This is a genomic window from Photobacterium panuliri (assembly GCF_059920555.1).
In genome coordinates, this window is sequence record NZ_CP197192.1 from 885,819 (window position 1) to 911,159 (window position 25,341).

Genomic DNA, 25,341 nt, shown 5'->3' on the forward strand with positions numbered 1-25,341 from the left:
AGCTAAATCAACGCCCGTCTTATGCGGGCGTTGTGCTATCGTAAGGGCATATTCGACCGACGCGCCGACAGAGGAAAAGGAAGCATTATGAGCCCGCAAGATATTTTCAACGATGCCAAGGACAAAGCGTGGAACAAGCTGGCCTCGGCCCAGCCGGAGCGACTTGCTGAGTGGCCCGAAGCCAAGGAGGCGGAGCTAAGGGCGGTGCTTGGCTACAGTGATTTTGTTGCCGCAGCATTGGTACGGGACGGTGAATTACTGCCGTGGCTGGCCCAGAATCTGGATGGGCCATCACGCGAGGCGGGCTATCGCGATGAACTGGCGGCGTTGTTGGCCAAGGTCGGTGATGAGGCGGGCTTGATGCGGGTGCTGCGCCAGTTCAGGCGGCGCGAAATGGTTTGGATCGCCTGGCGGGACTTCACTCAGGCTGCCTCTCTTGATGCGGGGCTCGCGCATTTGTCGATGCTCGCCGAGGCGATCATCATGGAGGCCTACAACTGGCTCTATGCCAAATGCTGCGAGGAATGGGGGACGCCGACCAATGCGGAAGGCGAGCCCCAGCCGATGTTGATCCTCGGGATGGGCAAGCTGGGCGGCGGTGAGTTGAATTTCTCGTCTGATATCGATCTTATTTTTACCTACCCGGAAAATGGCGAGACGCTAGGTGGCCGACGAAGTTTGGCCAATGCCCAGTTTTTCACCCGTCTCGGCCAGCGCCTGATTAAGGCCTTGGATCAGCAGACGTATGATGGTTTCTGCTACCGGGTGGACATGCGGCTGCGCCCGTTCGGCGACAGCGGCCCCTTGGTGATGAGCTATGCGGCTTTGGAAGATTACTACCAAGAGCAGGGAAGGGACTGGGAACGCTATGCGATGATCAAGGCCCGGGTGATGGGGCGCGAAAGCTTTAGCCAATATCAAACCCTGCGCCAGATGCTGCGTCCGTTTGTATTCCGTCGTTATATTGATTTCAGTGCCATCCAGTCTCTGCGGCGGATGAAAGCGATGATCAGCAGCGAGGTGCGCCGTCGAGGGCTGATCAACAATATCAAGTTGGGGCCTGGCGGGATCCGCGAGGTGGAATTTATCGCCCAGTCGTTTCAGCTCATTCGAGGGGGGCGCTCGCCGGATTTGCGTGGCCGCGGTTTGCTCGAAACGCTTGATGCGGTGCGTCAGCAGGGCTTATTACCCGAGCGACAGGTCGCTGATTTGGAACGGGGGTACCGTTTTCTGAGGCGGCTTGAGAACCTGCTTCAGGCGATTGACGACAAGCAGACCCAGACCCTGCCGGATAAACCGCTGGATCAGGTACGGCTTGCGATGGCGATGGGTTACGGTTCATGGTCTGAGCTGGAGCATGCAATTACCGATGCGATGACAGCGGTGCACCGGGTGTTCGATGAGATTGTCGGAACCGATGAGGAAGAGTTGCAGCATGATGTACCGGGCCAGTACCGCGAGTTATGGGAGATGGTCAAAAATCCCGATGTGGTGACGGCAATATTGACCGAGCTCGACGTGCCGGCCGTGGAGGGCCAAACTCGGATTCTGGGCAATATGAAAGCCGAGCTGTCAAAGCGTACCTTGGGCCCGCGCGGACGGGAAGTGCTCGCGAGGCTGATGCCTGCAGTTCTCGCCCTGGTGGTGCCTCGGGATGATGCAGAAGCCGTGCTTGACCGCATCAGCAAGCTGATTGTGCGGATCGCCACGCGTACCACATACCTTGAATTGCTCGGTGAGCACCCTGCTGCGTTGGAGCAGCTTATCCGCTTGTGTGCTGCCAGCCCGATGGTGGCGAACCAATTGGCCCAGTACCCGCTCCTGCTTGATGAGCTGCTTGATCCTCAGCACCTTTACAACCCGACGCCGCTCAGTCAGTACGGTGATGAGCTGCGCGAGTACCTTGCCCGGATCCCCGAGGAGGACATGGAGCAGCAAATGGAGGCGATCCGCCAGTTCAAGCAGACCCAGCTTCTGAGGATTGCGGCGGCAGACATTGCTGGAGCATTGCCGTTGATGAAGGTGAGCGATCACCTGACCTATCTGGCTGAAGCCATCGTGGCGGCAGTGGTGAATCAGGCATGGATGCAAATGGTTGCCAAGTATGGCGAGCCATCCCATTTGGCCGGCCGTGACGGACGGGGCTTCGCCGTCGTCGGTTATGGCAAGGTCGGGGGCTGGGAGCTTGGCTACGGCTCGGATTTGGATTTAGTCTTTATCCATGACTGCCCTGAGCATGTCTATACGAGCGGGCCAAAGGAGATTGACGGTCGCCAGTTCTACCTGCGGCTTGCCCAGCGGATTGTCCACCTGTTTTCGACCCGGACGGCCTCCGGTGTCTTGTATGAGGTGGATGTACGGCTGCGTCCTTCGGGGGCATCGGGCATGCTGGTCAGCACGATGACGGCGTTTGCCGAGTATCAGGAAAAAGAAGCCTGGACTTGGGAACATCAGGCATTGGTTCGGGCGCGGATGATTTATGGTGATCCCCTGCTACAGCAGGCATTTGCCACTGTCCGCCAGCAGGTTTTGATGTTGCCGCGCGAAGAGCCGGAGTTACGTCGGCAGGTGGTTGATATGCGCCATAAGATGCGAGAGCACTTGGGGAGCCGCCGTGCCGGGTTCTTCGATCTCAAGCAGGACCACGGCGGGATCACGGATATTGAGTTTCTGGCCCAGTATCTGGTATTGCGTCATGCCGGTGTCGAGCCCGCCCTGACCCGCTGGTCTGATAATGTTCGCCTATTTGATACCATGGCGGAATATGACATCATGGCGGTGCAGGATGCGATGGCTCTGAAACAGGCTTATTGCCGCCTGCGTGATGAAATTCACCGTCTTAGCCTGCTCGGACTGCCCGCTCAGGCAGAGGATGGTACGTTTTCTGCCGAGCGGGATGCGGTTGTGCAGATTTGGACCCGCCTGCTGGCGGTGGACGCCAGCTGAAACACCTTGTGTGTAGGGTATATATATCGTTGAATTCCCCCAGGCTTGGGTGCATGGCAAATTGGCTTTGTGGTAAGATTTGGGGGTTATTACAATCCCGGAGAAAAAAATGAAACTGACCCTTCCTGATTATGATCAAGCAGGAGTACTGGTTGTTGGCGACGTAATGCTGGATCGCTACTGGTATGGGCCAACTAACCGTATTTCGCCAGAAGCACCTGTGCCGGTTGTAAAGGTTGATCAGGTTGAAGAGCGTCCTGGCGGCGCGGCCAACGTGGCGATGAACATTGCTGCGCTGGGCGGTCATGCCCGTCTGGTTGGCCTGACCGGGATTGATGAGCCTGCCAAGGCGCTGACCGAAAAGCTGAGCTCTTTGCAGGTACACTGTGATTTTGTATCACTGCCAAATTACCCGACTATCACAAAGCTACGCGTAATGAGCCGTGGCCAGCAGTTGATCCGCTTGGACTTCGAAGAAGGCTTCCATAATGTCAATGCGGATTTGATCCTGCCACGCGTCGAGCAGTCTCTGGCATCGGCCAAGGCGGTGATTCTATCGGATTACGCCAAGGGCGCACTTGAGCATGTTCAGGCGATGATTCAGCTGGCTCGTAAAGCTGGCGTGCCTGTGATGATCGACCCTAAAGGGGCGGATTTCGAGCGTTACCGTGGTGCGACCTTGTTGACCCCTAACCTGTCGGAATTCGAAACCGTAGTCGGCAAGACGACATCGGATGAGGATCTGGTTGCCAAGGGACTGGGCCTGATCGAGAAATTCGATCTGGAAGCGCTGCTTGTGACCCGTAGCGAACACGGCATGACTCTACTGCAAAAAGGCCAGGAGCCTTTGCATATGCCGACTCAGGCCAAAGAGGTCTACGATGTGACCGGTGCTGGTGATACGGTTATTTCCGTATTGGCGGCATCGCTGGCGGCAGGCAAGTCGCTGTCAGACTCGTGCAAGCTTGCCAATGCGGCCGCTGGTGTGGTGGTTGGTAAGCTGGGTACATCGACGGTATCGACTATCGAGCTGACCGATGCGATCCACGGCAGTCAGGATAGCGGCTTTGGTGTCGTGGGCGAAAGCCAGCTGATTGCTGCGGTGAAGGCTGCCCGTGCTCGTGGCGAGAAAGTGGTTATGACTAATGGCTGTTTTGACATCCTGCATGCCGGCCATGTTGCCTACCTCAATGAAGCCGCCAAGCTAGGCGATCGTTTGATTGTCGCGGTTAATTCAGATAGTTCTGTGCAGGCGCTTAAGGGGCCTGGTCGTCCGGTTAACCCAGAAGATCGTCGCATGGCGGTATTGGCGGGTCTGGGTGCGGTTGACTGGGTAGTGCCATTCACCGAGGAAACACCACAGCGCCTGATCAGTGAAGTATTGCCAACCCTTCTGGTTAAGGGCGGTGACTACAAGCCAGAAGAAATTGCCGGTGGCAAGGAAGTGATTGCCGCGGGCGGTGAGGTTCGCGTGCTTAACTTTGAAGATGGCTGTTCGACGACAGAAATCATCGAGGCTATCCGTGGCGGTCGTGGCTAACCGTCACTCACTAAGCGATAGCGTATAAAAAAAGCACCCTGACGGGTGCTTTTTTGTATCTGATATTTCTACCTAGGGGGGAGCCCCGCTTATTTCTTGGCGGTGATCAGACCGGCGTTGACATCCAGGATGTCTTGCTCGTTGAGGCTGCCGACAGCCTGCTTGAGCTGAAGCTGGCTGATGATGTAATCATAGCGGGCATTGGACAACTGGCGGTTTGCATCATACAGACGGCGGGTCGCATCCAGTACGTCAACAATGGTACGGGTACCCACATCGAAACCGGCCTCGGTTGCCTCAAGGGCTGACTGGGCAGATACCACCGACTGCTTGTAGGCGCGCAGGGCACCGATCGATGCATTGATGTTGTTGTAGAAGGCGCGGACATCTTTGACGACGCTACGGTACGACGCTTCCAGATCTTCGCTGGCTGCAACGTATGAGTACTGGGCCTGTTTCACTTCAGAGGTCGTACGACCACCGGTGTAGACAGGCAGTGCCAAGTTGATACCTGCGTTGATGGTACCGTCGTCCAGGCTGCCGTTGACATCACGGGTTTCGTCGTAGCTGTAACCGGCATTGAACGACAGAGTCGGCAGATGGCCGGATTCTGCTAGGGCGATACGGTCACGGGCGATATCCTGAGCGATGCGTGATGACAGCAGGCTCAAGTTTTCTTGTTCAGCACCGTTGACGAGATCCAGTACTTTGCCCTGTGGGGCGCTGGCAGCAAATCGCTGGGTATCAAGCACATTTAGGTTGGTGTGCTCTTGGCCGGTGATTTCACGTAGGCCTTCGTAGCTGTTAGTCAGGGCGTTTTCTGCCAGGATTTCATCTGCCAGTACGCTGTCGTACTGGGCCTGGGCATCGTGCACATCGGTGATGGCTGATAGGCCAACTTCGAAGCGCTGCTTGGTTTGTTCTAGCTGGCGGCCCACGGCGGCTTTCTCGGCACGGACAAACTCAAGATCATCCATTGCGCGCAAAACGGCAAAGTAGGCATCGGAAGTACGCAGGATCAGACCTTGCTGAGTGGCGGCATAGGCGGCATCACGTTGGCGGGCCTGCTTCTCGCTGATGTCTAGGCTAACCCAGCTTGCGCGGTTATAGATCTCTTGGCCAAGGCTGAGGCCTGCATTGAAACCGTCAGGATTATCCTTACCGTCTAGGAAGAAAGTGTTATAGCCTGCGGTGAGGTTAATTTGTGGTAGCAGGGCACTGCGTGAAGCGTTAATCGCCTCGAACGCGGTGTCTTTATCGGCTGCTGCACGGAGCAACTGAGGATCATTCTGTTTGGCTTGTTGATAGATTTCGGCGAGATCATCAGCCAGTGCACTGTGGCTTAGACCGCCAAGCGCAAAGCTAACGAAGAGCGGAAGCAATTTTTTCATGGATGCCTTTCCTGGTCCTGACAAAAAATGAGCAAGGCTCCAGTTTATCGTATGAATCCTTGCTGGAAACTGATTAATTCGAAGTTTTACTTTAATTTACGTATTTTTCTTATTCTATTCGTGATTGTAATTTATTCATATTGAAATTTTGACTTAAATAATTTAACAAGAATTGTCACAATTGTTGAATTAAATCATTGTTAGTCAGCATCAGGCATGAAAAAATAGTCTGTTATGCTGCTTGCTGGCGAATTATTCGCTCAGTTATACCCAGATAAAGGAATAGGTAAGATGGTGAAAACATCAAAGACAGTTGGCCGTTGCGAGGAATTTACGGCGAACGATGTTGAAGTGCTTGGCAAGGCTCCGCTTTATCAAGGTTTTTTCAGTATGGTCAAATATCGTTTTCGTCATCGCCTGTTTGCTGGGGGGTGGAGCGAGCCGGTCGACCGTGAAATGTTTGAACGCGGCCATGCGGCGGCTATGCTGCCTTATGATCCGGTTAGGGATTGCGTGGTGATGGTCGAGCAGTTCCGGGTCGGCGCCTACGCGGCGGGTTGTGCACCGTGGCAGTTGGAGATTGTCGCGGGCATCATCGAGCCGGAAGAGGTATCGGAGGAGGTGGTTCGCCGCGAGGCGGTCGAAGAGGCCGGCTTGGAGGTTGGCGAGCTGCACAAGATCACCCGTTACCTGTCGAGCTCGGGCGGTTGCTCCGAGACACTGGACGTATTTGTCGGTATAGCCGACAGTCGCAAGGCCGATGGGATCCACGGCCTTCCTGAAGAAGGCGAGGACATTCGGGTTAGGGTGTTGTCGAGGGAGCAGGCTTACCAGTGGGTAGAATCTGGTAAAATTGAAAATGCAGCCTCGATCATTGCACTACAATGGTTGCAGTTGAACTACCGAAAGTTGCAAGAGGCAGCCCAAGACCTCCCATTGCCGTGAGGATACCGATTGAATAAAAAGTACACTGTTGATTTCGCTGGCATTATGCGGTTGTATGAAACCAACTATGCGAAGTTGCTTCCACTACTACCAAAAAGTGATCAGGTTGGTGATAAGTGCGTTTATGGTGTTGCAGATCAGGAATATAGCCTGACTGTCACCGAGTCAACCCGTTATACCACGGTGGTTGAGCTCTGCCTGCGAACGCAGGAGACGTTGCCCGATTACCTGATCCCGCGAATGTCAGTCCGTTTGTACCATGATGCCAGGGTCGCAGAAGTGTGTTCCGCCCAACAGACTTCTAGGTTGAAGCCAAGGTATGATTACCCCAATTTGCGGATGCACCAAAAAGACGAAAAACATCAGGTGAACCGTTTTCTCGGGGACTGGTTGGTATATTGTCTGAAAAATGGGATCAGCAGACAGTCGGTTTGTTAGTTATTGATACACAAGGTTTTAGACGTTTTGCAGAACTTTACTCTGCCCCAAGCGAACCCCGACAAGGTGGTTCTCCTCCAGATCACAGATACCCACCTCTTTGCCGATGAAAGCGGCAGCTTGCTGGGAGTCGCGACTAAAGACAGTTTTCATGCCGTGCTTGATGCGGTAGAGGCGTCTGCATGCCCGTTCGAGGCCATCGTGGCGACGGGGGATATCTCGCAAGATCATACGGAAGCGTCCTACCGTCGCTTTTGCGATGGGATTGCGCGTTGGAGCCAACCTTGTTTCTGGTTACCGGGCAATCACGATTATCAGCCTAGTATGCAGGCTATGTTGCCATCCCCGCAGATCAAACCTTGCCACCAGGTACTCGCTGGCGATCACTGGCAGGTGATCCTGCTCGACAGCCAAGTGAAAGGCGTGCCGCACGGCGAGCTGAACAGCGAACAGTTGGCGATGCTGGATTTGGCCTTGGCGGCTTATCCTGATAGGCACGCGCTGGTACTGCTGCATCACCACCCGCTACCGGCCGGGAGTACGTGGCTTGATCAGCACCAGCTTCATAATGCCGAGCGTTTTTGGCAGGTGGTTGAACGACATCCACAGGTCAATGCGGTTTTGTGCGGCCATATTCATCAAGCTCTTGACCGCCAGTACCGCGGCGTGAGGGTGTTGGCGACACCGTCGACCTGCATTCAATTCCAGCCTGACTCCCATGATTTTTCTTTAGATCACCAAAGCCCTGGTTGGCGGGTATTGGAGCTTTTGCCTGATGGCAGTATCCAAACTCAGGTGCACCGAGTGGAAGGCCATCAGTTTACTCCTCATTTCGACTCGGCGGGTTATTGAATGAAAAAGAAACCGTTACTACTTTATATTCATGGTTTTAATAGTTCCCCGCTATCGGTAAAGGCATCCTTGATGGCTGACTACTGTCGTCAGGAACGTCCTGATATCCGGGTGGAGATCCCGCAGATGCCCTGCTACCCGGCAGAGGCCAGGGCCTATATAGACGAACTTGTCGGTTCGTTGTCTGCCGAATACCAGATTGGGTTGGTAGGTAGCTCGTTGGGCGGGTATATCTCAACATGGCTTAACGACCGCTATGGCCTGCCTGCGGTGCTGGTTAACCCGGCGGTGAAGCCTTATGAGCTGCTGCAGGATTATCTCGGTGAGCAGGAAAACCCATATACCGGAGAGCGTTACCTGCTGGTACCCGAGCATATGAACGAGCTGCGTGAAATGGATGTTGCCCAGTTATCTTCCCCTGAGCTGCTGTGGTTGCTGCAACAAGAAGGGGATGAAATTCTCGATTATCGCCAGGCAGTGGAAAAATACGCGTATTGCCGCCAGACTGTAGAACCAGAGGGTGACCACAGTTTTGTCGGATTTGAACGCTACCCTGCGCAAATCATCACATTTCTTGGCTTGTAGAGCCGATTAACGCTTACGCCCGATTTACAATTGTGGGGCACTTCATCGACCCTAGCTTGACATCCTCGCTGGGGTTACTGACTATTGTGGCAAATTTCCGTAACTTTCCGTAATTATGACAGAGCAAAGCTATAACGCTGGAGCCATTGAGGTTCTGAACGGCCTTGAGCCTGTTCGCCGCCGTCCGGGTATGTATACCGATACGACCCGCCCTAACCACCTGGGCCAAGAAGTCATCGATAACAGTGTCGATGAGGCATTGGCTGGGCATGCCCGTAAAGTCGAAGTGATTCTGCATGCCGATCAGTCGCTGGAGGTTATCGATGATGGCCGTGGTATGCCGGTGGATATTCACCCGGAAGAAGGGGTATCCGGGGTTGAACTGATCCTGTGTAAGCTGCACGCAGGCGGTAAGTTTTCAGGTAAGAACTACCAATTTTCCGGTGGTCTGCACGGGGTAGGTATTTCAGTTGTGAATGCCTTGTCTACCCGTGTCGAGGTCACCGTCAAGCGTGATGGCCAGATTTATCAAATTGCCTTCGAAAATGGCGATAAGGTGTCTGAGCTGGAAGTGATCGGCACTTGTGGCCGCCGGGCGAAAGGGACCAGTGTCCATTTTTGGCCCGATGCCAAGTATTTTGACAGCCCGAAATTTTCGGTGTCTCGCCTTAAGAATAACCTCAAGGCGAAAGCCGTGCTTTGTCCGGGTCTTGAGATTGTCTTTACCGACAAGAATACCGACGAGACACTGACCTGGTGCTACGAGGACGGCCTTAAAGACTATCTGCTAGAAGGCGTCAGAGGTTATACCCTACTGCCGGAAGAGCCGTTTACCGGTGCCTTCCACGGCCAGACCGAGGCGGCCGACTGGGCATTGTTGTGGTTGCCTGAGGGCGGGGAGCTGGTGGGCGAAAGCTATGTCAACTTGATCCCGACGGCTCAGGGCGGTACGCATGTTAATGGCCTGCGTCAGGGCCTGCTGGATGCGATGCGCGAATTTTGTGAATTCCGTAACTTGCTGCCGCGCGGCGTGAAGCTGACGGCTGATGATATCTGGGATCGCTGTGCCTACGTCCTGTCGGTGAAAATGCAGGATCCGCAGTTTGCCGGCCAGACCAAAGAGCGCCTGTCCTCACGTCAGTGTGCGGCGTTTGTCTCCGGGGTAGTGAAAGATGCCTTCAGCCTGTGGCTGAACGAGCGTCCGCAGCTTGCTGAGCAATTGGCCGAAGTCTGTATTGCCAACGCCCACCGCCGGATGCGCGCCAGCAAGAAAGTCGTGCGCAAGAAGATCGCCTCGGGTCCGGCCTTGCCGGGCAAGCTGGCCGACTGTTCGCAGCAGGATCTCAACCGTACCGAACTGTTCTTGGTAGAGGGTGATTCGGCAGGCGGTTCGGCCAAGCAGGCACGTGATCGTATGTTCCAAGCCATCATGCCGCTGCGCGGTAAGATCCTTAACACCTGGGAAGTCTCGGCCGATCAGGTACTGGCGTCGCAGGAGGTGCATGATATCTCGGTGGCATTGGGTATTGACCCTGACAGTGATGACCTGAGTGGCCTGCGCTACGGTAAGATCTGCGTCCTTGCGGATGCGGACTCGGATGGTCTGCATATTGCTACCTTGCTATGCGCATTGTTCGTGAAGCATTTCGAGTCGCTGGTGCGAGCCGGCCACGTCTATATCGCGATGCCGCCTTTGTACCGTATCGATTTGGGCAAAGAAGTGTATTACGCCCTGGATGACGCTGAGAAAGAGGGGATCCTCGAGCGCCTGAGCAGTAAGCGTGGCAAGGTCAACGTCCAGCGATTCAAAGGTCTGGGTGAGATGAACCCGATGCAGCTGCGCGAGACCACGATGGATCCGAACACCCGCCGCTTGGTGCAGTTGACGATCGACGATGATGCGCAGACCACCGAGATGATGGATATGCTGCTGGGTAAAAAGCGTGCGGAAGATCGCCGCCATTGGCTGCAGTCCAAAGGTGATATGGCTGAGGTGTAAACTCGGCTGTGCCAGTCGAGGCTGGCAGTAACGATGATTTGATAGGCCGGAGGCTGTAAATACGCGTCCGGCCGCAACAGTTTGAACGGAATACCCAACGATGACCGATGTCTCAATGGACGGCGTGGAACAGCTTCCGCTACGGAAGTTTACCGAAGACGCCTACCTCAATTATTCCATGTACGTGATCATGGACCGTGCCTTGCCGTTTATCGGTGACGGCCTCAAGCCGGTGCAGCGCCGTATTATCTACGCGATGTCCGAGCTTGGCCTGTCGGCAACTGCGAAATACAAAAAATCGGCCCGTACGGTCGGTGACGTACTGGGTAAGTACCACCCTCATGGCGATTCGGCCTGTTACGAAGCCATGGTGCTGATGGCCCAGCCATTTTCGTACCGCTACCCGCTAGTTGACGGCCAGGGTAACTGGGGTGCGCCGGATGATCCGAAATCGTTCGCCGCAATGCGTTATACCGAATCGCGCCTGTCTCGTTTCTCGGAAGTCCTGCTTAGCGAGTTAGGTCAGGGTACGGTTGATTGGGGGCAGAACTTCGACGGCACAATGAAAGAGCCGAAGATGCTGCCAGCACGTCTGCCGCATATCCTGCTTAACGGTGTTACCGGTATTGCCGTTGGTATGGCGACCGATATCCCGCCGCACAACGCGCGCGAGGTGGCAAATGCCGCTGTTCACTTGATCGATAATCCCAAGGCGGATTTGGATGAGGTGATGGGGTTTGTACAAGGGCCTGATTACCCGACAGAAGCCGAAATCATTACCTCTAAGGCTGATCTGAAGAAGGTCTACCGTACTGGCCGTGGCAGCATCAAGATGCGCGCGGTATGGCACAAGGAGAACGGCGACATCGTGATCACGGCGCTGCCGCATCAGGTCTCTGGCTCCAAGCTGCTCGAGCAAATTGCCGCGCAGATGCGGGCGAAGAAGTTGCCGATGGTCGAGGATTTGCGTGATGAGTCGGATCACGAGAACCCGACTCGCATCGTGATTGTGCCGCGCTCTAACCGTATCGATTGCGACCAGTTGATGAATCATCTGTTTGCCTCCACGGATCTGGAGAAGAGTTTCCGGGTTAACCTGAACATGCTGGGGCTTGATGGCCGTCCGGAAGTGAAGGGGCTGGTGGAAATCCTGAGCGAATGGCTGGTATTCCGCCGCGAGACCGTTCGCCGCCGTTTGCAGTACCGTCTTGACAAGGTTGTGGCCCGCCTGCATATCCTTGAGGGCTTGCTGGCCGCCTACCTCAATATCGACGAGGTGATTGAGATCATCCGCAGTGAGGATGACCCGAAGGCGGAGTTGATGTCGCGCTTTGATCTGAGTGCGATTCAGGCCGATGCGATTTTGGAAATCAAGTTGCGCCAGTTGGCGAAGCTTGAGGAAATCAAAATTCGTGGCGAGCAGGACGAGTTGTCGAAGGAGCGTGATCAGCTTGAGAAGCTGCTGGGTTCCGAGCGCCGACTAAATACTTTGATCAAGAAAGAAATTCTGGCAGATGCCGAAACCTACGGCGATGCACGTCGCTCACCGTTGGTTGAGCGAGAGGAAGCCAAGGCGCTAACCGAGCGCGAGCTGATCCCGTCTGAGGCGATCACCGTGGTGCTGTCTGATAAGGGCTGGATCCGCCATGCCAAAGGGCATGATGTTGACCCGAGCACGCTGAGCTACAAGTCGGGCGATGGCTACTTGTGCCATGCCCGAGGCAAGAGCAACCAGCCTGCGCTGTTCCTTGGATCCGATGGCCGCAGCTATGCATTGGAATCTCATTCGTTGCCATCGGCGCGCAGTCAGGGCGAGCCGATCACCGGCCGCTTGAATTTGACACCGGGCAGCCAGATGCGTCAGGTCATTATGGGCGAAGAGAGCCAGTTGTGGCTGATGAGCTCGGATGCGGGCTATGGCTTTATCTGCAAGTGTGCCGACATGGTCTCCAAGAACAAGAACGGTAAGGCACTGCTGACTCTGCCGGAAAGTTCCGAGGTGATGCCGCCGCAGTTGGTTGGGGATTTGGACAACGATGAAATCTTGGCCATTACCAATGAAGGCCGGATGTTGTTGTTCCCGATCAAGGAGCTGCCGCAGCTTGGCAAGGGTAAGGGTAATAAGATCATCAATATCCCTTCTGCGCGCTCCAAGGCTCGGGAGGAGTTCCTGTCACACTTGGTGGTCTTGCCGCAGGGCAGTCATATCACCTTGTATGCCGGCAAGCGCAAGCTAGGCCTCAAGCCGTCTGATCTGGATAACTTCCGAGGCGAGCGCGGCCGCCGTGGTGCGATGCTTCCTCGCGGGTTGCAGCGCGTTACCCGGATGGAGATTGACGCCCCGGAATCACAGGTAGAATCCGAGTAATCTCGCTCTGTTGATATTGAGCCCTCCATCAGGAGGGCTTTTTTATACCTATTGGCACAGTGGTCTAATTTCTCCACATAAAGGGTGTTTTTTCCTGCGGCCTGAGTATACTAGCGAACGCTTGTACGCTGAGGAGAAGTCCATGATTTTTGTTTTGCGCATGATTGCTGTGGCGATCTTTGCCTTTGTCATGTTTGTGTTTGGTTGCGGTTACTGTTTGTTGAGCCCGCGCAACCCTAAGCATGTCCGTACATTTGGCCGCCTGTTCAGCAAGATGTCCCGGGTCTTTGGCATCAAGCTGGAAATCCGAGTACCGGAAGGGGCTGATCGGGCAGGGCCTAGCGTTTATATCGCTAACCACCAGAATAATTATGATTTGTTTACGGTTGCCGGTGCGGTTATGCCACGGACCGTGACGGTTGGTAAGAAAAGCCTAGTCTGGTTGCCGTTGTTTGGGCAGCTTTACTGGCTGACCGGTAATATCCTGATTGACCGCGCCAACCGCGCCAAGGCGGTCGGTACCATTGGTCAGGTTGTTGAGAAAATCAAGCAGCGCAAGGTATCGGTTTGGATGTTCCCTGAGGGGACCCGTTCTCGTGGCCGCGGGCTGTTGCCGTTCAAGACCGGAGCATTTCACGCGGCGATTGGCGCGGCAGTTCCTGTAGTGCCGATTGTGTGTAGCTCGACTGAGCATGTTAAACTTAACCGCTGGAATAACGGGGTGGTGATTGTCGAAATCTTGCCGCCAGTGTCGACCGAAGGATTGACCAAGGAAGATGTTCGCGAGCTTTCCGAACGCTGCCGTAGCATGATGGAGCAGAAGCTGAGCGACATCAACGCAGAGGCCGCCCGCCGCTCAGCAGCCTGAGCCCGTGCGATCCTACCGCCCAATAAGGACATGCTATGCGTGTCCTTTTGTTTATATGGTTATAACGTGATGATTGAAGAACAGGTTGTTTTAGTCTCGCCTGATGGACAGCCCATTGGTCTGCAGGAGAAGATGCAGGCGCATCGAGATGGCGCTCTTCATCTGGCATTTTCTGTGCTGTTGTACCGCCAAGGTGCCAATGGTCGAGAATACCTGATGCAGCAGCGTGCGTTGGGCAAATACCACAGCGGTGGGTTGTGGACCAACACCTGCTGCTCGCACCCTCGTCAGGGGGAGACAATAGTAGAAGCTGGGATCCGCCGTTTGCAAGAGGAGATGGGGATTTCGGGTGTTAGCGCATTGGAAGACGTTGCCAATTTCATTTACCGCGCGCAATTGGACAATGCGCTTGTCGAACATGAGCTTGATCATGTTCTGATTGCCTGTACCGACGAGCTGGCGTTCGAGCCGAATCCTGACGAAGTGATGGCATACCGCTGGTGGCCAGAGCTAGAGCTGGTTGAGGCGGTAGAGGTATCGCCAGAGCTGTTCACTGCTTGGTTCCCGCAGGTACTATCCCACGCCATCGCGGCCTGATGGGGTGTTTCGGCTATAAAGCTTCGGTTATAAAAAAGCTGCCATCAGGCAGCTTTTTTGTGTTTTAGGTGACAGCACCTTGAAGCAACAGCGCGATTATTTGCGAACTGCGATAGCTTCAATTTCAATTTTTACGTCTTTTGGCAGACGAGCCACTTCAACACATGAACGTGCTGGGTAAGGGGCGTTGTGCTCATCGAAGAACTTGCCGTATACCTCGTTGACAGTACCGAAATCATTGAGGTCCTTGACGAAAACAGTCATTTTCACGATGTCAGCCACTTTAAGACCTGAGGCCTCAACAACGGCTTTTACGTTTTCAAGTGATTGGCGAGCCTGATCGGCGATGTCTTCTGCTACTTCACCTGTTTGCGGGTTAACCGGGATCTGGCCTGAGGTTAGAACCATATTGCCTAGGTCTACACCTTGAACGTATGGGCCGATAGCTGCAGGTGCTTGATCAGTGTGAAGAACTTGAGTCATTGCTAATCCTTACTGTTGGATTGGGATGTTAGGAATGACTTAGTTTGCAACCCAATAGCGTCGGGGTCAAAAGGTTTCCGCTGCTGAGATGAAAAAGCCTTCATAGCAGGAATGAAGGCTGGCAAGGTAGAGCGGGTCTAGGCGGTGCTTATGCGGGTACGCCGAGCCGGGTTCTTACCACTTTCTCACATTCATCAATCCGCGAGATATCACGCGGTGCAACCATCACGGTGTCGTTGCCACCCACTGTGCCGAGAATTTCAGCGTGTGGCTGGATATCGATAAGCCGGGCGACCAGTTGGGCCCCGCCGGGATGGGTTTTGACGACCACGACCAATTGGTTGTGGGTGATAAACTCGATTTGTGACGCAATGGATGAACTGACCTGTACCGGTTCGTTTTCTACAGTTAGGCAGTAGACTTTTTTACCGTAGGCATTGGGTACTTTGGCTACGCCTAGTCGGGATAGCAGCCGGGAAACCGTTGACTGGCTGACATCCTCAAATCCCATTTCAATTAGGCTATGACGGACTTCTTCCTGGGTGGAGAAGCTTTGTTGTTGCAACAGGCGCTTGCAGGCCGTTGTCATGCTTTCTTCAGGGCAGACATCCATCGCTCCGTGCATATTGAATCCACTCACGGGCAACTCCTTGTTGTTTCATTGGTATAGATCGTATCTTCTTATTGCCAGCTGGCCTTCAGTGTAGAAGGTTTGCATGAAGACAAAAAAAGGGCACAGCTGGGATATGTCACAGGACATAATAGTTTTGTTGCATAATATTGCAGGGGAATCATAGCAACAAAACCGAGGCAATTTGTTGACCGCAGTCACCAAAACAATACGCCATACATTTCGAGTCTCCGTCGAATTAAATTCTGTTGATAAAGCCTAAAAATAGTGAATTAGTTGATATCTTCCGGGTTCTGGGCAGCCAGCTCCATTGACCCATCGTGATCGCTTGCTGACGGTATATGCATATTTGTAGATCGACGGTTTTCGCTTTGAGATGCTTGTTGGTCTCGTCGGTTGAGGTGGGTGACATAGTCTGAAACCTGGATTTCATTGAGTGCATTGCTGCCGGAGCGGGGGGAGAACCCGAGCGCCTTGAGCCAGTCGAAAATAATGGTTGCCGGCACAAACTGGCTGTAGCGTGCCGCGGGAAGTAGGTTGTCGAGTTCTTCGGGGTTGTCGACAATCGCAACGGTGATTCCGGCGATTTCCCCGGCGGGGTTGAAAACCGGCCCCCCGCTCATGCCTGACATAACAGGGGCATCACTGAGTGAGTAGAGGCAATCGGTATTGGTGTCGATGACATCTTGCAGGTACTTTCCTTTCCCTTCGACGGCGGTGCCGAGTAGGGAATAGCCTTGGTGGGTAACGGCCTGATCGGGATAGATGAGCCCCCAGGTTGGCACAGTATCGGAGTGCCGCCTTACTAGTGATAAATCGCAGTAGGGATGGTGAATGACGTCCATATCCCATGACAGCCGGGCGACGTGCTTGGCGGTGATGATGTAGTCATGGCTGATGGGAACACCGGAGCCGAATCCACCGAGTAGGATCGGCACACCGATCACGAGCATTTTGTTCGCTTGATGATGGCTTGCTGTATCGATGTTGCCGTTGCTGGTTACGCAGCCGCTTACTGCGAGGCTGCTTGCAGCCATGAGCAGAGCGGGTAGGATATGCCGAGAAACGGCATTGCCGCTTGTTGGGGTATCTTTCATGCCACTGACCTTGTTGTCGATTGTTGGTGCTGTGGCCGGCTGTTGCTGGCGTCAGCACACTAGTTAGACTGTAAAAGGTAGCGGGTGGGGAAAGGGCAAGGCTGCGTTAGATGTGAGAATAAAAAAGCCCGCTCAAGGGTGAGCGGGCTTTCTTAGTCATGGGGCAGAAAATGTCTTTAGTGAGACAGGTTTAGCTGTCTATCCCCCTATAAAGGTGAGCGTGTTTTTGGTCACCTGTGCCGTGATATTAGTTGTTCTCGGTGACAATTTCGCGCGAGAAAACCTTTTCGCAGTACTTGCATTTCAGTTGAACGTCATCGTTTTTAGTCAGCACTTTGAAGCTGCTGTCGACGGGCTCGCCGTGGCTAATGCAGTTGCTGTTCGGGCACTTGAAGATGGCATTAATCTGCTCTGGCAGAGACAGATTCATCTTTCCTGCAACTTCGTAGTTTTCGATCTGATTGACGGTGGCCTTTGGTGCGTAGAGGGCCAGCTGATTCGCCTGCTCGGTAGTCAGGAAGGTGTTCTCGATTTTGATCAGATCCTTGGCGCCCAGTGCAGATGACGGCAGGTTCAGGCCGATGGTGACGCGCTGGTTGGTCTTGTGCATCTTGAACAGTTTCAGCACTTTGATACCGATATTGGCAGGGATGTGGTCAATGACGGTACCGTTTTTGATTGCTTCGACCTGCAGTTGTGTTTCTTTTGCCATTGTTGTTTCTCCTGCTTAGATAGTTTCGTTCAGTACCAGTGCCAATAGGGCCTCGCGTGCATAGACGCCGTTTTCTGCCTGCTGGAAGTAGTAGGCGTGCTTGGTTTTGTCTACATCTACGGTGATTTCGTCAATACGAGGAAGAGGGTGAAGAACCTTCAGGTTGTCACGGGCTTCGGTCAGCATCGCGGCAGTCAGGATGTACGCGGCTTTCATGTGGGCGTATTCAGACTCATCGAAACGTTCTTTCTGGACCCGCGTCATGTAGAGGATATCCAGCTCAGGGATCACGTCTTCCATGTTGCTGTGCAGGCTGTAGCTGATCCCGGCTGCATCGAGTTCTTCGCAGATGTAGTCTGGCATGGCCAGAACTTCAGGTGCGATGAAGAAGAAATTGATGTTGTTGAATTTCGACAGAGCCTGGGTCAACGAGTGGACGGTACGACCGTATTTCAGGTCGCCGACGAAGGCAACGTTGAGGTTGTCGAGGCGGCCTTGGGTTTCGTAGATGGTAAAGAGATCCAGCAGGGTTTGGGTTGGATGCTGGTTGGCTCCGTCGCCACCGTTGATGACTGGCACGCCGTTGGAGAACTCTGCTGCTAGGCGTGCTGCACCTTCTTGCGGGTGGCGCATGACGAATGCATCGACATAGGAAGAGATGACCTGAACCGAGTCGGCAAGTGTTTCGCCTTTTTTGGCCAGGGATGTATTTCCGCCGTTGTCGAAGCCGATTACTGTGCCGCCAAGGCGTTGAACTGCCGTTTCGAACGACAGGCGGGTACGGGTGGATGGTTCGAAGAAGCAGCTTGCAACAACCTTGTTCTTCAGCAACTCTGGATTCGGCTCGGCCTTGAGTTTACCTGCCGTCTCGACAACGAGTTCTAATTCACTACGACTCAGTTCCGGAATGGAAATGATGTGCTTTTGAAACAGCGAATTCGCCATGGCTTCTCTTCCCTCTTTGATCACGATGATGAACGTTTTTTGCCTGCCGTCAGTGTGTGACAGACAAAAAAAAGCCCCCTTAAAAAAGGAGGCTTCTTGGATACTTAACAGAAAGAACAAAAAACGGTGCTGCCGCCGAGAATCGGCGTGAGTTCAAGCAGGTAAGCAGAACTAAACAGGACATTTTTTATCTCTCTCTAGACAAATTGCGAAGGATTATACCCCCATTTTTCGTGAACGCAAGCGTTTGCCTAAAGTATTCATTTGTTGGGATTTTATGCAAAATAAAGGGATATTCTGGGTGGTGGAAACGGGGGCTTAACCCTTTAATTAATAGGATTTTTGCTGGGGAGTGCGGGGGGAGGTTGGACTCTTTTTGTTGGCATAAAAATACCGGCCCGAAGGCCGGTATAGGGTCGAGAGATAGGGTCACCAGCAAGAGGGGGGACCCTAAACCCAAGAGAGTCGGTTAGTTACCTAGTGTTGCTACCATGATTGCTTTGATGGTGTGCATACGGTTTTCAGCTTCGTCGAACACGATTGAGTGCTTAGACTCGATCACTTCGTCAGTTACTTCAACGCCTTTAGCTAGGATTGGGTACTCAGCTGCTAGCTCTTTGCCCACTGTAGTATCTTCGCCGTGGAATGCAGGTAGGCAGTGCATGAATTTAACATGTGGGTTGCCAGTTGCTTTGATGACATCCATGTTAACTTGGTAAGGTAGCATTAGTTCAATACGCTCAGCCCATGCTTCTTTCGCTTCGCCCATTGATACCCATACGTCAGTGTATAGGAAGTCACAGCCCTGAACGCCTTCTTTTACGTCTTCAGTTAGAGTGATCTTAGCGCCAGTCTCTTCTGCGATTTCGCGGCACTGTGCTACTAGTGCTTCTTCAGGCCAGTAAGCTTTTGGTGCTACTAGACGGATGTCCATGCCCATTTTCGCTGCGCCAACCATTAGAGAGTTACCCATGTTGTTGCGAGCATCGCCTAGGTAAGCGAAAGTGATTTCGTGTAGTTGCTTGCCACGGCCGTGCTCTTGCATGGTCAGGAAGTCAGCTAGGATTTGAGTTGGGTGGAATTCGTCAGTTAGGCCGTTCCATACTGGTACGCCAGCGTATTCACCTAGCTCTTCAACGATTGACTGGCCAAAGCCACGGTACTCGATACCGTCGTACATGCGACCAAGAACGCGAGCAGTGTCTTTCATTGATTCTTTGTGGCCGATTTGAGAGCCTGATGGGCCAAGGTAAGAAACTTGAGCGCCCTGGTCGAATGCCGCTACTTCAAATGCACAGCGAGTACGAGTAGAGGTTTTTTCGAAAATCAGTGCGATGTTTTTGCCAGTTAGGCGAGGCTGCTCGTAACCGTTGTACTTCGCTTTTTTAAGTTCAGCAGACAGTTCTAGTAGGTGCTGAATCTCACGTGGAGTGAAGTCTAGTAGTTTTAGGAAGTTACGGTTGCGTAGGTTAAAAGCCATGATAGTTTCCTCTCTGAATCTCTCTGGTCCGGCTGAGCACTTACTAAATATGAATAGTGCCAGCCGATTTGTTTTATTAATGTTTAACGTATAATGGAGCTCTTGTGAATAACTATTCTGTTATTCTGCAATAATATTTGTACCTGCGTCACCCTTAAGGATGGCTAGGCCGTCTTCTAGCGAACCGATACCAACCAGCTTGCCGCCTTTACGGATAAATTCGCATGAAGCATCAATTTTTGGACCCATTGAACCAGCATCGAAAGCGTACTGTGACAGCTCAGTAGGCGTAGTGCTGCGTAGTGCTGTCTGGGTTGGTTTGCCCCAGTCTAGGTATACAGCATCGGCATCGGTCAAAATTAGCAGTGCGTCGGCATTAAGTTGCTGAGCTAGGTAAGCTGCTGACATGTCTTTGTCGATAACCGCTTCAACACCTGTTAGCTTGCCGTTTTCGCGCTTCACTGGGATACCGCCGCCACCGGTGCAGATCACTAGGTGATCTTGCTTGATTAGGGTAGTGATGGCGTCGCCTTCAACGATACCGGTAGGTAGTGGGCTTGGTACCACGCGGCGGAAGTACTGGCCGTCAGGCTTCACAGTCCAATGGTATTTTTCTGCCATTTCACGGGCTTCTGCTTCTTCGTAAACAGGGCCGATTGGCTTAGTTGGGTCAGCAAATGCTGGGTCCGCTGGGTCAACTGTCATCTGAGTAAGCATGCAAGAAACGTCTTTCTCAGGAAGCAGGTTCTTCAGTTCTTGCATCAGCATGTAGCCGATCATGCCCTGGGTTTCAGAGCCAAGAACGTCTAGCGGATATGGGTTAACTTTCTTGTATTCCAGGCCTTGTAGGGCTAGTAGGCCAACTTGTGGGCCGTTACCGTGAACAAGGACTACATTGTATTCTTTACCAATTTCAGCAATGGTTTTTGCTGCTTTGGCGATGTTCTGGCGTTGGATATCTGCCTCTAGAGGCTCGCCGCGGCGTAGTAGGGCATTACCGCCCAGTGCGACTACAACAGTTTGCTTAGTCATGTGATCGTCTCTCTTGGTTTTGCTCTCGGTCTTATTGTGTTTTTGTCGTTGGCTTTATGCCGGTGACCGAAAGTGGATGTTGCTGTTTTCAGGCCGGTGCAGCGCACCGGCCGTTAGGGTTTGGCTATTGCCTGTGAACTTAGATACCGTCACGCTCGATTGGGCAGCTCATGCAGCGTGCGCCACCGCGGCCGCGGCCAAGTTGGTCACCAGGGATTGGTAGTACGGTGATACCAGCTTTGTCGTATTTCTCGTTGGTGTAAGTGTTGCACTCGTAACCAACAACCACGCCAGGTTTAACAGTCAGTACGTTGTTTGCATCGTTCCACTGCTCACGCTCAGCTTCGAAGTTGTCACCACCAGTAGTGATTAGGTTCAGCTGGCCTACGCCCAGTGCTTTTTCGATTGCAGTTACGAAGTAGCCTTCTTCAGTTGCTTTCACTGAGCCAGACTCGTCGCCAGTTAGGCTCCAGCACTTAACGTCTTTGCGAACAACTTCTGGGTAAACAGAGAAGGTGTCTTCACGCATGTGGGTCATAACTGTGTCTAGGTGCATGCAAGAACGGTGCTTAGGCAGTTCCATCGCGATAACTTGCTTAGCTTGGCCGTGCTTGAATAGGCTTGATGCTAGCTGCTCTACGCCTTGTGCAGTAGTACGCTCTGACATACCAATCAGTACAGCGCCCTTACCGATAACTAGTACGTCACCGCCTTCGATTGTTGAGTTGTCGTAGATCTTCTCTTCGTCACCGAAGTACTTGATGAAGTCCTGACCTGCGAAGGTTGGGTGCCAGCGGTAGATAGCACGTAGGTGGTTGGTTTCGCGCTGACGAGCAGGCTTAGCCATTGGGTTGATTGAAACGCCGCCGTATACCCAGCAAGATGTGTCGCGGGTGAATAGGTGGTTTGGTAGTGGTTCAATGATGAAGTCGCTTGCTGCGTGCAGGCCCTGCATCATAGAAGAAGACTGAATTGGAAGCTCAGAGTATGCTAGGCCGCCTAGTAGGATTGCTGCTAGTTCTTGGTTTGGTAGGTCCGCAAGGAAGCAACGAACATCGTTAGCAAATGTTGGGCCGAAACGGTTATCTGAAATCTGAGTGCCTAGCAGCCAGTCTTTCGCTTCTTTAACAGCTAGTGTTTCAGCTAGCATGTCTTGAAGAAGCATTACTTCAACGCCTTGTTCGCGCAAAGTGTTGGCAAATACGTCATGCTCTTCGCCTGCACGCTCAACAGCCAATACGTCATCGAATAGTAGGTCATGGCAGTTAGACGGAGTCAGGTGAGTTAGAGCGCGCTCTGGACGATGAAGAAGAACGCGGCGTAGTTGGCCTATTTCAGAACCTACATAGAACTTACTCATGATCGTATCTCTCTTTATTTGATAGCCAATTCATTTGGCATTTATTTGTTTTTTGGCGAAGAGAAAATTTATTCTCTGCCGTTGTTTCTGTAATTCATTCTACGGATCGTGAGCAGATAGTCTTAGATATCCATCACACTTTATCTATTAATCTCATAACGATGCCTTCTTTATTTTTTAACATTTTTAATGCATTCGTTACTATATTTCATGCGGGGTTTTTTATGTGGAAAGGACGTTTTTTTAGTGTGCTATTCACTGTTAAGTTGTTGTTTTAAAAGGTCTGGATTGGTCTTTGTGGAATGTTATGCATAAACTGCGGGTGAAATTTGTTTGTGTAAAAACAAGCTTATTCACTTTTAGTGGCTGACTATATAAAAATAGTTGGAATGTTAATGTTAAAATAACAAAACTTTTTCCAAAATATATTTCTTTTCTTGTTTTGTAATTTAGCAACAGGCGAGGTTACTGTTTTATTTTTCTTTTTTAATTATGTTTTGTTGAGTTTTTTATTTGATATTCGCAGCGCTGTTTTTTTGTTTTATTTCAATGTTTAATTTTCCAAGTGATGGGTAATGCAAAAATATAGCAGCAGGTAAAAATATTGCGCTTATAGGTTAGGGGGCGGTGCAGGTGTGGTATTTGAGTTGAGCGATGTTCTTGCTCTCTCAATCCCAATGGTTGGTGCTGTTGTTATGGCTGTATCTGTCGCCTCTCGTGCTGCCTCCAAGGGGGATGGCCAGGTACTGCCTTGCGATACAAGGGAGTGTCAGCTTGCCGGTATATGGCTGGGGGCATGCGAAACAAGTTGGTTGCGGGAGGGGGGACGAGCCTGCTAACAGCTGCCTAGAGGAGGGGGGCTGGTTGAGGTGCATTTTGAACCGGGTGTTTGGGATGGGCGCTGATAGCAAAAAGCCGCCCCGAAGGGCGGCTGCACAAGCAAGATAGAAGCGGTATTACATCATGGCACCCACGCTGAGCATTACCATGATTAGGACAATCAAAATGCCTAGTAGCGGTGCAACCCACTTCACCCAGCGAACGTATGGGACATGGGCAATGGCCAAGCCACCCATAACAACGGCTGAGGTTGGCGTCATTAGGTTTACAACACCTGATGCAGACTGGTAAGCAGTTACCACTAGGTCACGGCTAACGCCAGCAAAGTCAGCAAGTGGTGCCATGATTGGCATGGTCAGCACTGCTAGGCCTGAAGATGAAGGCACAAGGAATGACAGGATAATTTCCAGTAGGTACATCACGTTGATGAATACTACTGAAGACAGGCCAGATACGATGTGCTCTGCAGAGTTCAGGATGGTGTCGGTGATCATACCGCGGTCCATGATAACCACGATACCACGTGCGATACCGATGATCAGTGCTACGCCCAGTAGGTCGCGGGCACCGTCGATAAAGCTTGTGGTGAACTCTTCTTCGCTCATGCGAGAGATCACGCCGATGATGATGGTTGATGCTAGGAACATGGCAGAGATTTCAGCCATCCACCAACCTGCAACCGATACGCCGTAAATCATGATACCGAAAGATGCGGCGAAGATACCCAGGATGATTTTGCGAGTCGTGGTGAACTCCAGCATTTCGCCAGTCTGGTTGCCAAGGAAGTGTGCTTTGTTTTCTTCGTACTTGTCGTAAACGATAGATTTGGTTTGGTCAGCGCGAACCATCTTGGCATAGCGCATTACGTAGGCAACACAGATTAGCCAGCCGATAACAAGCATAGCGACACGTAGACCGATACCGTCAGTGAACGGAATACCAGCAGCGTTTGATGCGATAACGGTAGCAAATGGGTTGATAGTCGAACCTAGGGTACCGATACCCGCACCTAGCAGAACGGTAGCGGCAGCAACAACTGGGTCGAAGCGCGCGGCCATCATTACCGGTACAAGCAGGGTGTAGAACGGAAGTGATTCTTCAGCCATACCGTAGATAGTACCGCCTGCGGCAAACAGTGCCATCAGAATCGGGATCATCAGCTCTTCGCGACCTTGCAGACGGGCGGTAACACGCTCGATACCCGCATCAATCGCACCAGTCTTGGTGACTAGGCCTAGGAAGCCACCGATCACCAGGATGAACAAGGACACATCGATAGCCGCAGCTTCGTAAGTGTTGTGGTCGTAGAAGCCGTCAATCGGCGCCAATAGCACATCGACAACGCCTTGAGGGTTGCTCTCAACGCTGTGGTAAGTTCCGGTTACGGGTACTTCTTTGCCTAGATCTTCGTTCATGACGCGGTCGTACTGGCCAGCAGGAACGATCCAAGTCATCAGCGCCACTAGGGCAATAAGGGCAAATAAAATGGTGTAGGCAGATGGAAACTTAAAGTTGGCAAAGAAGCCGCCTTTTTCTTCCTTGTTCATCGATTCAGTTGTCATTGTTATCTCCTTGCCTCTTGGGCACTTTGTGCCAGAGGGTTAAACATCGACCTAGTCCGAAACAGGCATGAAAGTGTTAGCCAGCAAGGCCTCAGGGTATGAGGGCTGGTATTGACCATCAGGTACTGTAAAGGGGTGGATTAGCTTGAAGCCGTTGGTGGTTAATACCTTGGGCTGTTGGCCGTGAACAGTCAGAGAAGTACTCTCTCTGCATGAAGTTCCATTGACCGGCAGTAGACAGATTTGCTACTACCGGCGGCAATGGCCATGCGAGTTAGCGTTCTACGAGGGCGACAAAGTGGGCTTTGCCGCCGCCATCCTGATTGCTGGACCGGGCAGATGTTACTCATGATCGTATCTCTCGAAATTGTTTTGGCGCAGTCTCTGCTGCAGCTCTATTTGCTTGTTGCCATCGGATTTTATGCTGACGGGATTGAAATGACTTTGGTGTTGTTCACACTTTACGGGGTGCATGTCGCAGCTCGCTTGAGACGGTATGTAAGGACAAGGGTATTTCTTTGTAATAAGTGGGTGAATATGTGATTAACTATTTCTTGCTCGTTGGGTCGGGGTGCATAGCCGGGAATATTATGCATTTTTCCGAATTCTAGCACCAAGGCAAAAAAAATCGCTTTGTTTGATGTATGTCAATTTTAAAAATGGCGGCTAG

At 52.5% G+C, this 25,341-nt stretch carries 21 protein-coding genes; 11 read left to right on the top strand and 10 right to left on the bottom strand.

All coding sequences use genetic code 11. From position 1 onward, the window contains the following. The first annotated feature begins 87 nt into the window (after positions 1 to 87). Complete coding sequence (gene glnE, locus ACSF8X_RS04375) at positions 88 to 2,946, top strand: bifunctional [glutamate--ammonia ligase]-adenylyl-L-tyrosine phosphorylase/[glutamate--ammonia-ligase] adenylyltransferase (RefSeq protein WP_500850781.1); 2,859 nt, start codon at positions 88 to 90, stop codon at positions 2,944 to 2,946. A gap of 109 nt (positions 2,947 to 3,055) precedes the next feature. After that, on the top strand, positions 3,056 to 4,486 hold the full coding sequence (gene hldE, locus ACSF8X_RS04380; RefSeq protein WP_047881004.1) for a bifunctional D-glycero-beta-D-manno-heptose-7-phosphate kinase/D-glycero-beta-D-manno-heptose 1-phosphate adenylyltransferase HldE: 1,431 nt from the start codon (positions 3,056 to 3,058) through the stop codon (positions 4,484 to 4,486). 89 nt (positions 4,487 to 4,575) lie between these two features. On the opposite strand, the gene tolC is transcribed toward hldE, so the two are convergent. Further along, entirely contained in the window at positions 4,576 to 5,877 is a 1,302-nt protein-coding gene (gene tolC, locus ACSF8X_RS04385) for an outer membrane channel protein TolC (protein ID WP_047881005.1), read from the bottom strand. Positions 5,878 to 6,168: 291 nt separating this feature from the next. On the opposite strand from tolC, the gene nudF reads away from it, so the two are divergent. The 8 genes from nudF (at position 6,169) to idi (ending at position 14,529) form a co-directional block, all read left to right on the top strand. Beyond that, entirely contained in the window at positions 6,169 to 6,822 is a 654-nt protein-coding gene (gene nudF / locus ACSF8X_RS04390) for an ADP-ribose diphosphatase (protein ID WP_500850782.1), read from the top strand. Positions 6,823 to 6,831: 9 nt separating this feature from the next. Further along, on the top strand, positions 6,832 to 7,260 hold the full coding sequence (locus ACSF8X_RS04395; protein WP_084722460.1) for a DUF1249 family protein: 429 nt from the start codon (positions 6,832 to 6,834) through the stop codon (positions 7,258 to 7,260). Positions 7,261 to 7,287: 27 nt separating this feature from the next. Then, complete coding sequence (gene cpdA / locus ACSF8X_RS04400; RefSeq protein WP_047881008.1) at positions 7,288 to 8,112, top strand: 3',5'-cyclic-AMP phosphodiesterase; 825 nt, start codon at positions 7,288 to 7,290, stop codon at positions 8,110 to 8,112. Then, positions 8,113 to 8,697 carry an esterase YqiA gene (yqiA, locus tag ACSF8X_RS04405; protein ID WP_500850783.1) on the top strand — a complete coding sequence of 195 codons (585 nt, stop codon included), beginning with the start codon at positions 8,113 to 8,115 and terminating at the stop codon, positions 8,695 to 8,697. It abuts the gene before it with no gap. 115 nt (positions 8,698 to 8,812) lie between these two features. Next, positions 8,813 to 10,696, top strand: coding sequence for a DNA topoisomerase IV subunit B (gene parE, locus ACSF8X_RS04410; RefSeq protein WP_500850784.1), 1,884 nt, complete (start codon positions 8,813 to 8,815; stop codon positions 10,694 to 10,696). A gap of 100 nt (positions 10,697 to 10,796) precedes the next feature. Then, positions 10,797 to 13,064: a DNA topoisomerase IV subunit A gene (gene parC / locus ACSF8X_RS04415; protein WP_500850785.1), complete on the top strand. Its 2,268-nt coding sequence runs from the start codon at positions 10,797 to 10,799 to the stop codon at positions 13,062 to 13,064. 142 nt (positions 13,065 to 13,206) lie between these two features. After that, complete coding sequence (locus tag ACSF8X_RS04420; protein ID WP_047881012.1) at positions 13,207 to 13,932, top strand: 1-acylglycerol-3-phosphate O-acyltransferase; 726 nt, start codon at positions 13,207 to 13,209, stop codon at positions 13,930 to 13,932. 69 nt (positions 13,933 to 14,001) lie between these two features. Then, positions 14,002 to 14,529, top strand: a complete 528-nt coding sequence (gene idi / locus ACSF8X_RS04425) for an isopentenyl-diphosphate Delta-isomerase (RefSeq protein ID WP_047881013.1) — start codon at positions 14,002 to 14,004, stop codon at positions 14,527 to 14,529. A gap of 96 nt (positions 14,530 to 14,625) precedes the next feature. On the opposite strand, the gene ACSF8X_RS04430 is transcribed toward idi, so the two are convergent. The 8 genes from ACSF8X_RS04430 to arcA all read right to left on the bottom strand — a co-directional run bounded on the left by ACSF8X_RS04430 (position 14,626) and on the right by arcA (position 22,269). After that, positions 14,626 to 15,012: an enamine/imine deaminase gene (locus ACSF8X_RS04430; RefSeq protein WP_047881014.1), complete on the bottom strand. Its 387-nt coding sequence runs from the start codon at positions 15,010 to 15,012 to the stop codon at positions 14,626 to 14,628. 148 nt (positions 15,013 to 15,160) lie between these two features. Next, on the bottom strand, positions 15,161 to 15,637 hold the full coding sequence (locus tag ACSF8X_RS04435; RefSeq protein WP_047881015.1) for an arginine repressor: 477 nt from the start codon (positions 15,635 to 15,637) through the stop codon (positions 15,161 to 15,163). Positions 15,638 to 15,915: 278 nt separating this feature from the next. Then, positions 15,916 to 16,740: a S1 family peptidase gene (locus tag ACSF8X_RS04440; protein WP_500850786.1), complete on the bottom strand. Its 825-nt coding sequence runs from the start codon at positions 16,738 to 16,740 to the stop codon at positions 15,916 to 15,918. Between the two features lie 247 nt (positions 16,741 to 16,987). Continuing rightward, positions 16,988 to 17,452: an aspartate carbamoyltransferase regulatory subunit gene (gene pyrI / locus ACSF8X_RS04445; RefSeq protein WP_047881016.1), complete on the bottom strand. Its 465-nt coding sequence runs from the start codon at positions 17,450 to 17,452 to the stop codon at positions 16,988 to 16,990. Positions 17,453 to 17,467: 15 nt separating this feature from the next. Further along, positions 17,468 to 18,397, bottom strand: coding sequence for an aspartate carbamoyltransferase (gene pyrB / locus ACSF8X_RS04450; protein WP_047881017.1), 930 nt, complete (start codon positions 18,395 to 18,397; stop codon positions 17,468 to 17,470). Positions 18,398 to 18,866: 469 nt separating this feature from the next. Continuing rightward, a complete protein-coding gene (locus ACSF8X_RS04455) occupies positions 18,867 to 19,877 on the bottom strand; it encodes an ornithine carbamoyltransferase (protein ID WP_047881018.1) in 1,011 nt (336 codons plus the stop codon). Positions 19,878 to 19,997: 120 nt separating this feature from the next. Further along, positions 19,998 to 20,909: a carbamate kinase gene (arcC, locus tag ACSF8X_RS04460; RefSeq protein ID WP_047881019.1), complete on the bottom strand. Its 912-nt coding sequence runs from the start codon at positions 20,907 to 20,909 to the stop codon at positions 19,998 to 20,000. Between the two features lie 139 nt (positions 20,910 to 21,048). Next, positions 21,049 to 22,269, bottom strand: coding sequence for an arginine deiminase (arcA, locus tag ACSF8X_RS04465; protein WP_047881020.1), 1,221 nt, complete (start codon positions 22,267 to 22,269; stop codon positions 21,049 to 21,051). 635 nt (positions 22,270 to 22,904) lie between these two features. On the opposite strand from arcA, the gene ACSF8X_RS04470 reads away from it, so the two are divergent. Next, the gene (locus ACSF8X_RS04470) at positions 22,905 to 23,108 is read left to right on the top strand and encodes a hypothetical protein (RefSeq protein WP_500850787.1); all 204 of its coding nucleotides are present in this window, start codon (positions 22,905 to 22,907) and stop codon (positions 23,106 to 23,108) included. A gap of 117 nt (positions 23,109 to 23,225) precedes the next feature. On the opposite strand, the gene ACSF8X_RS04475 is transcribed toward ACSF8X_RS04470, so the two are convergent. Then, positions 23,226 to 24,671 (bottom strand): YfcC family protein, encoded by a 1,446-nt coding sequence (locus ACSF8X_RS04475; protein WP_047881022.1) that lies wholly within the window; start codon positions 24,669 to 24,671, stop codon positions 23,226 to 23,228. Positions 24,672 to 25,341: the final 670 nt, after the last annotated feature.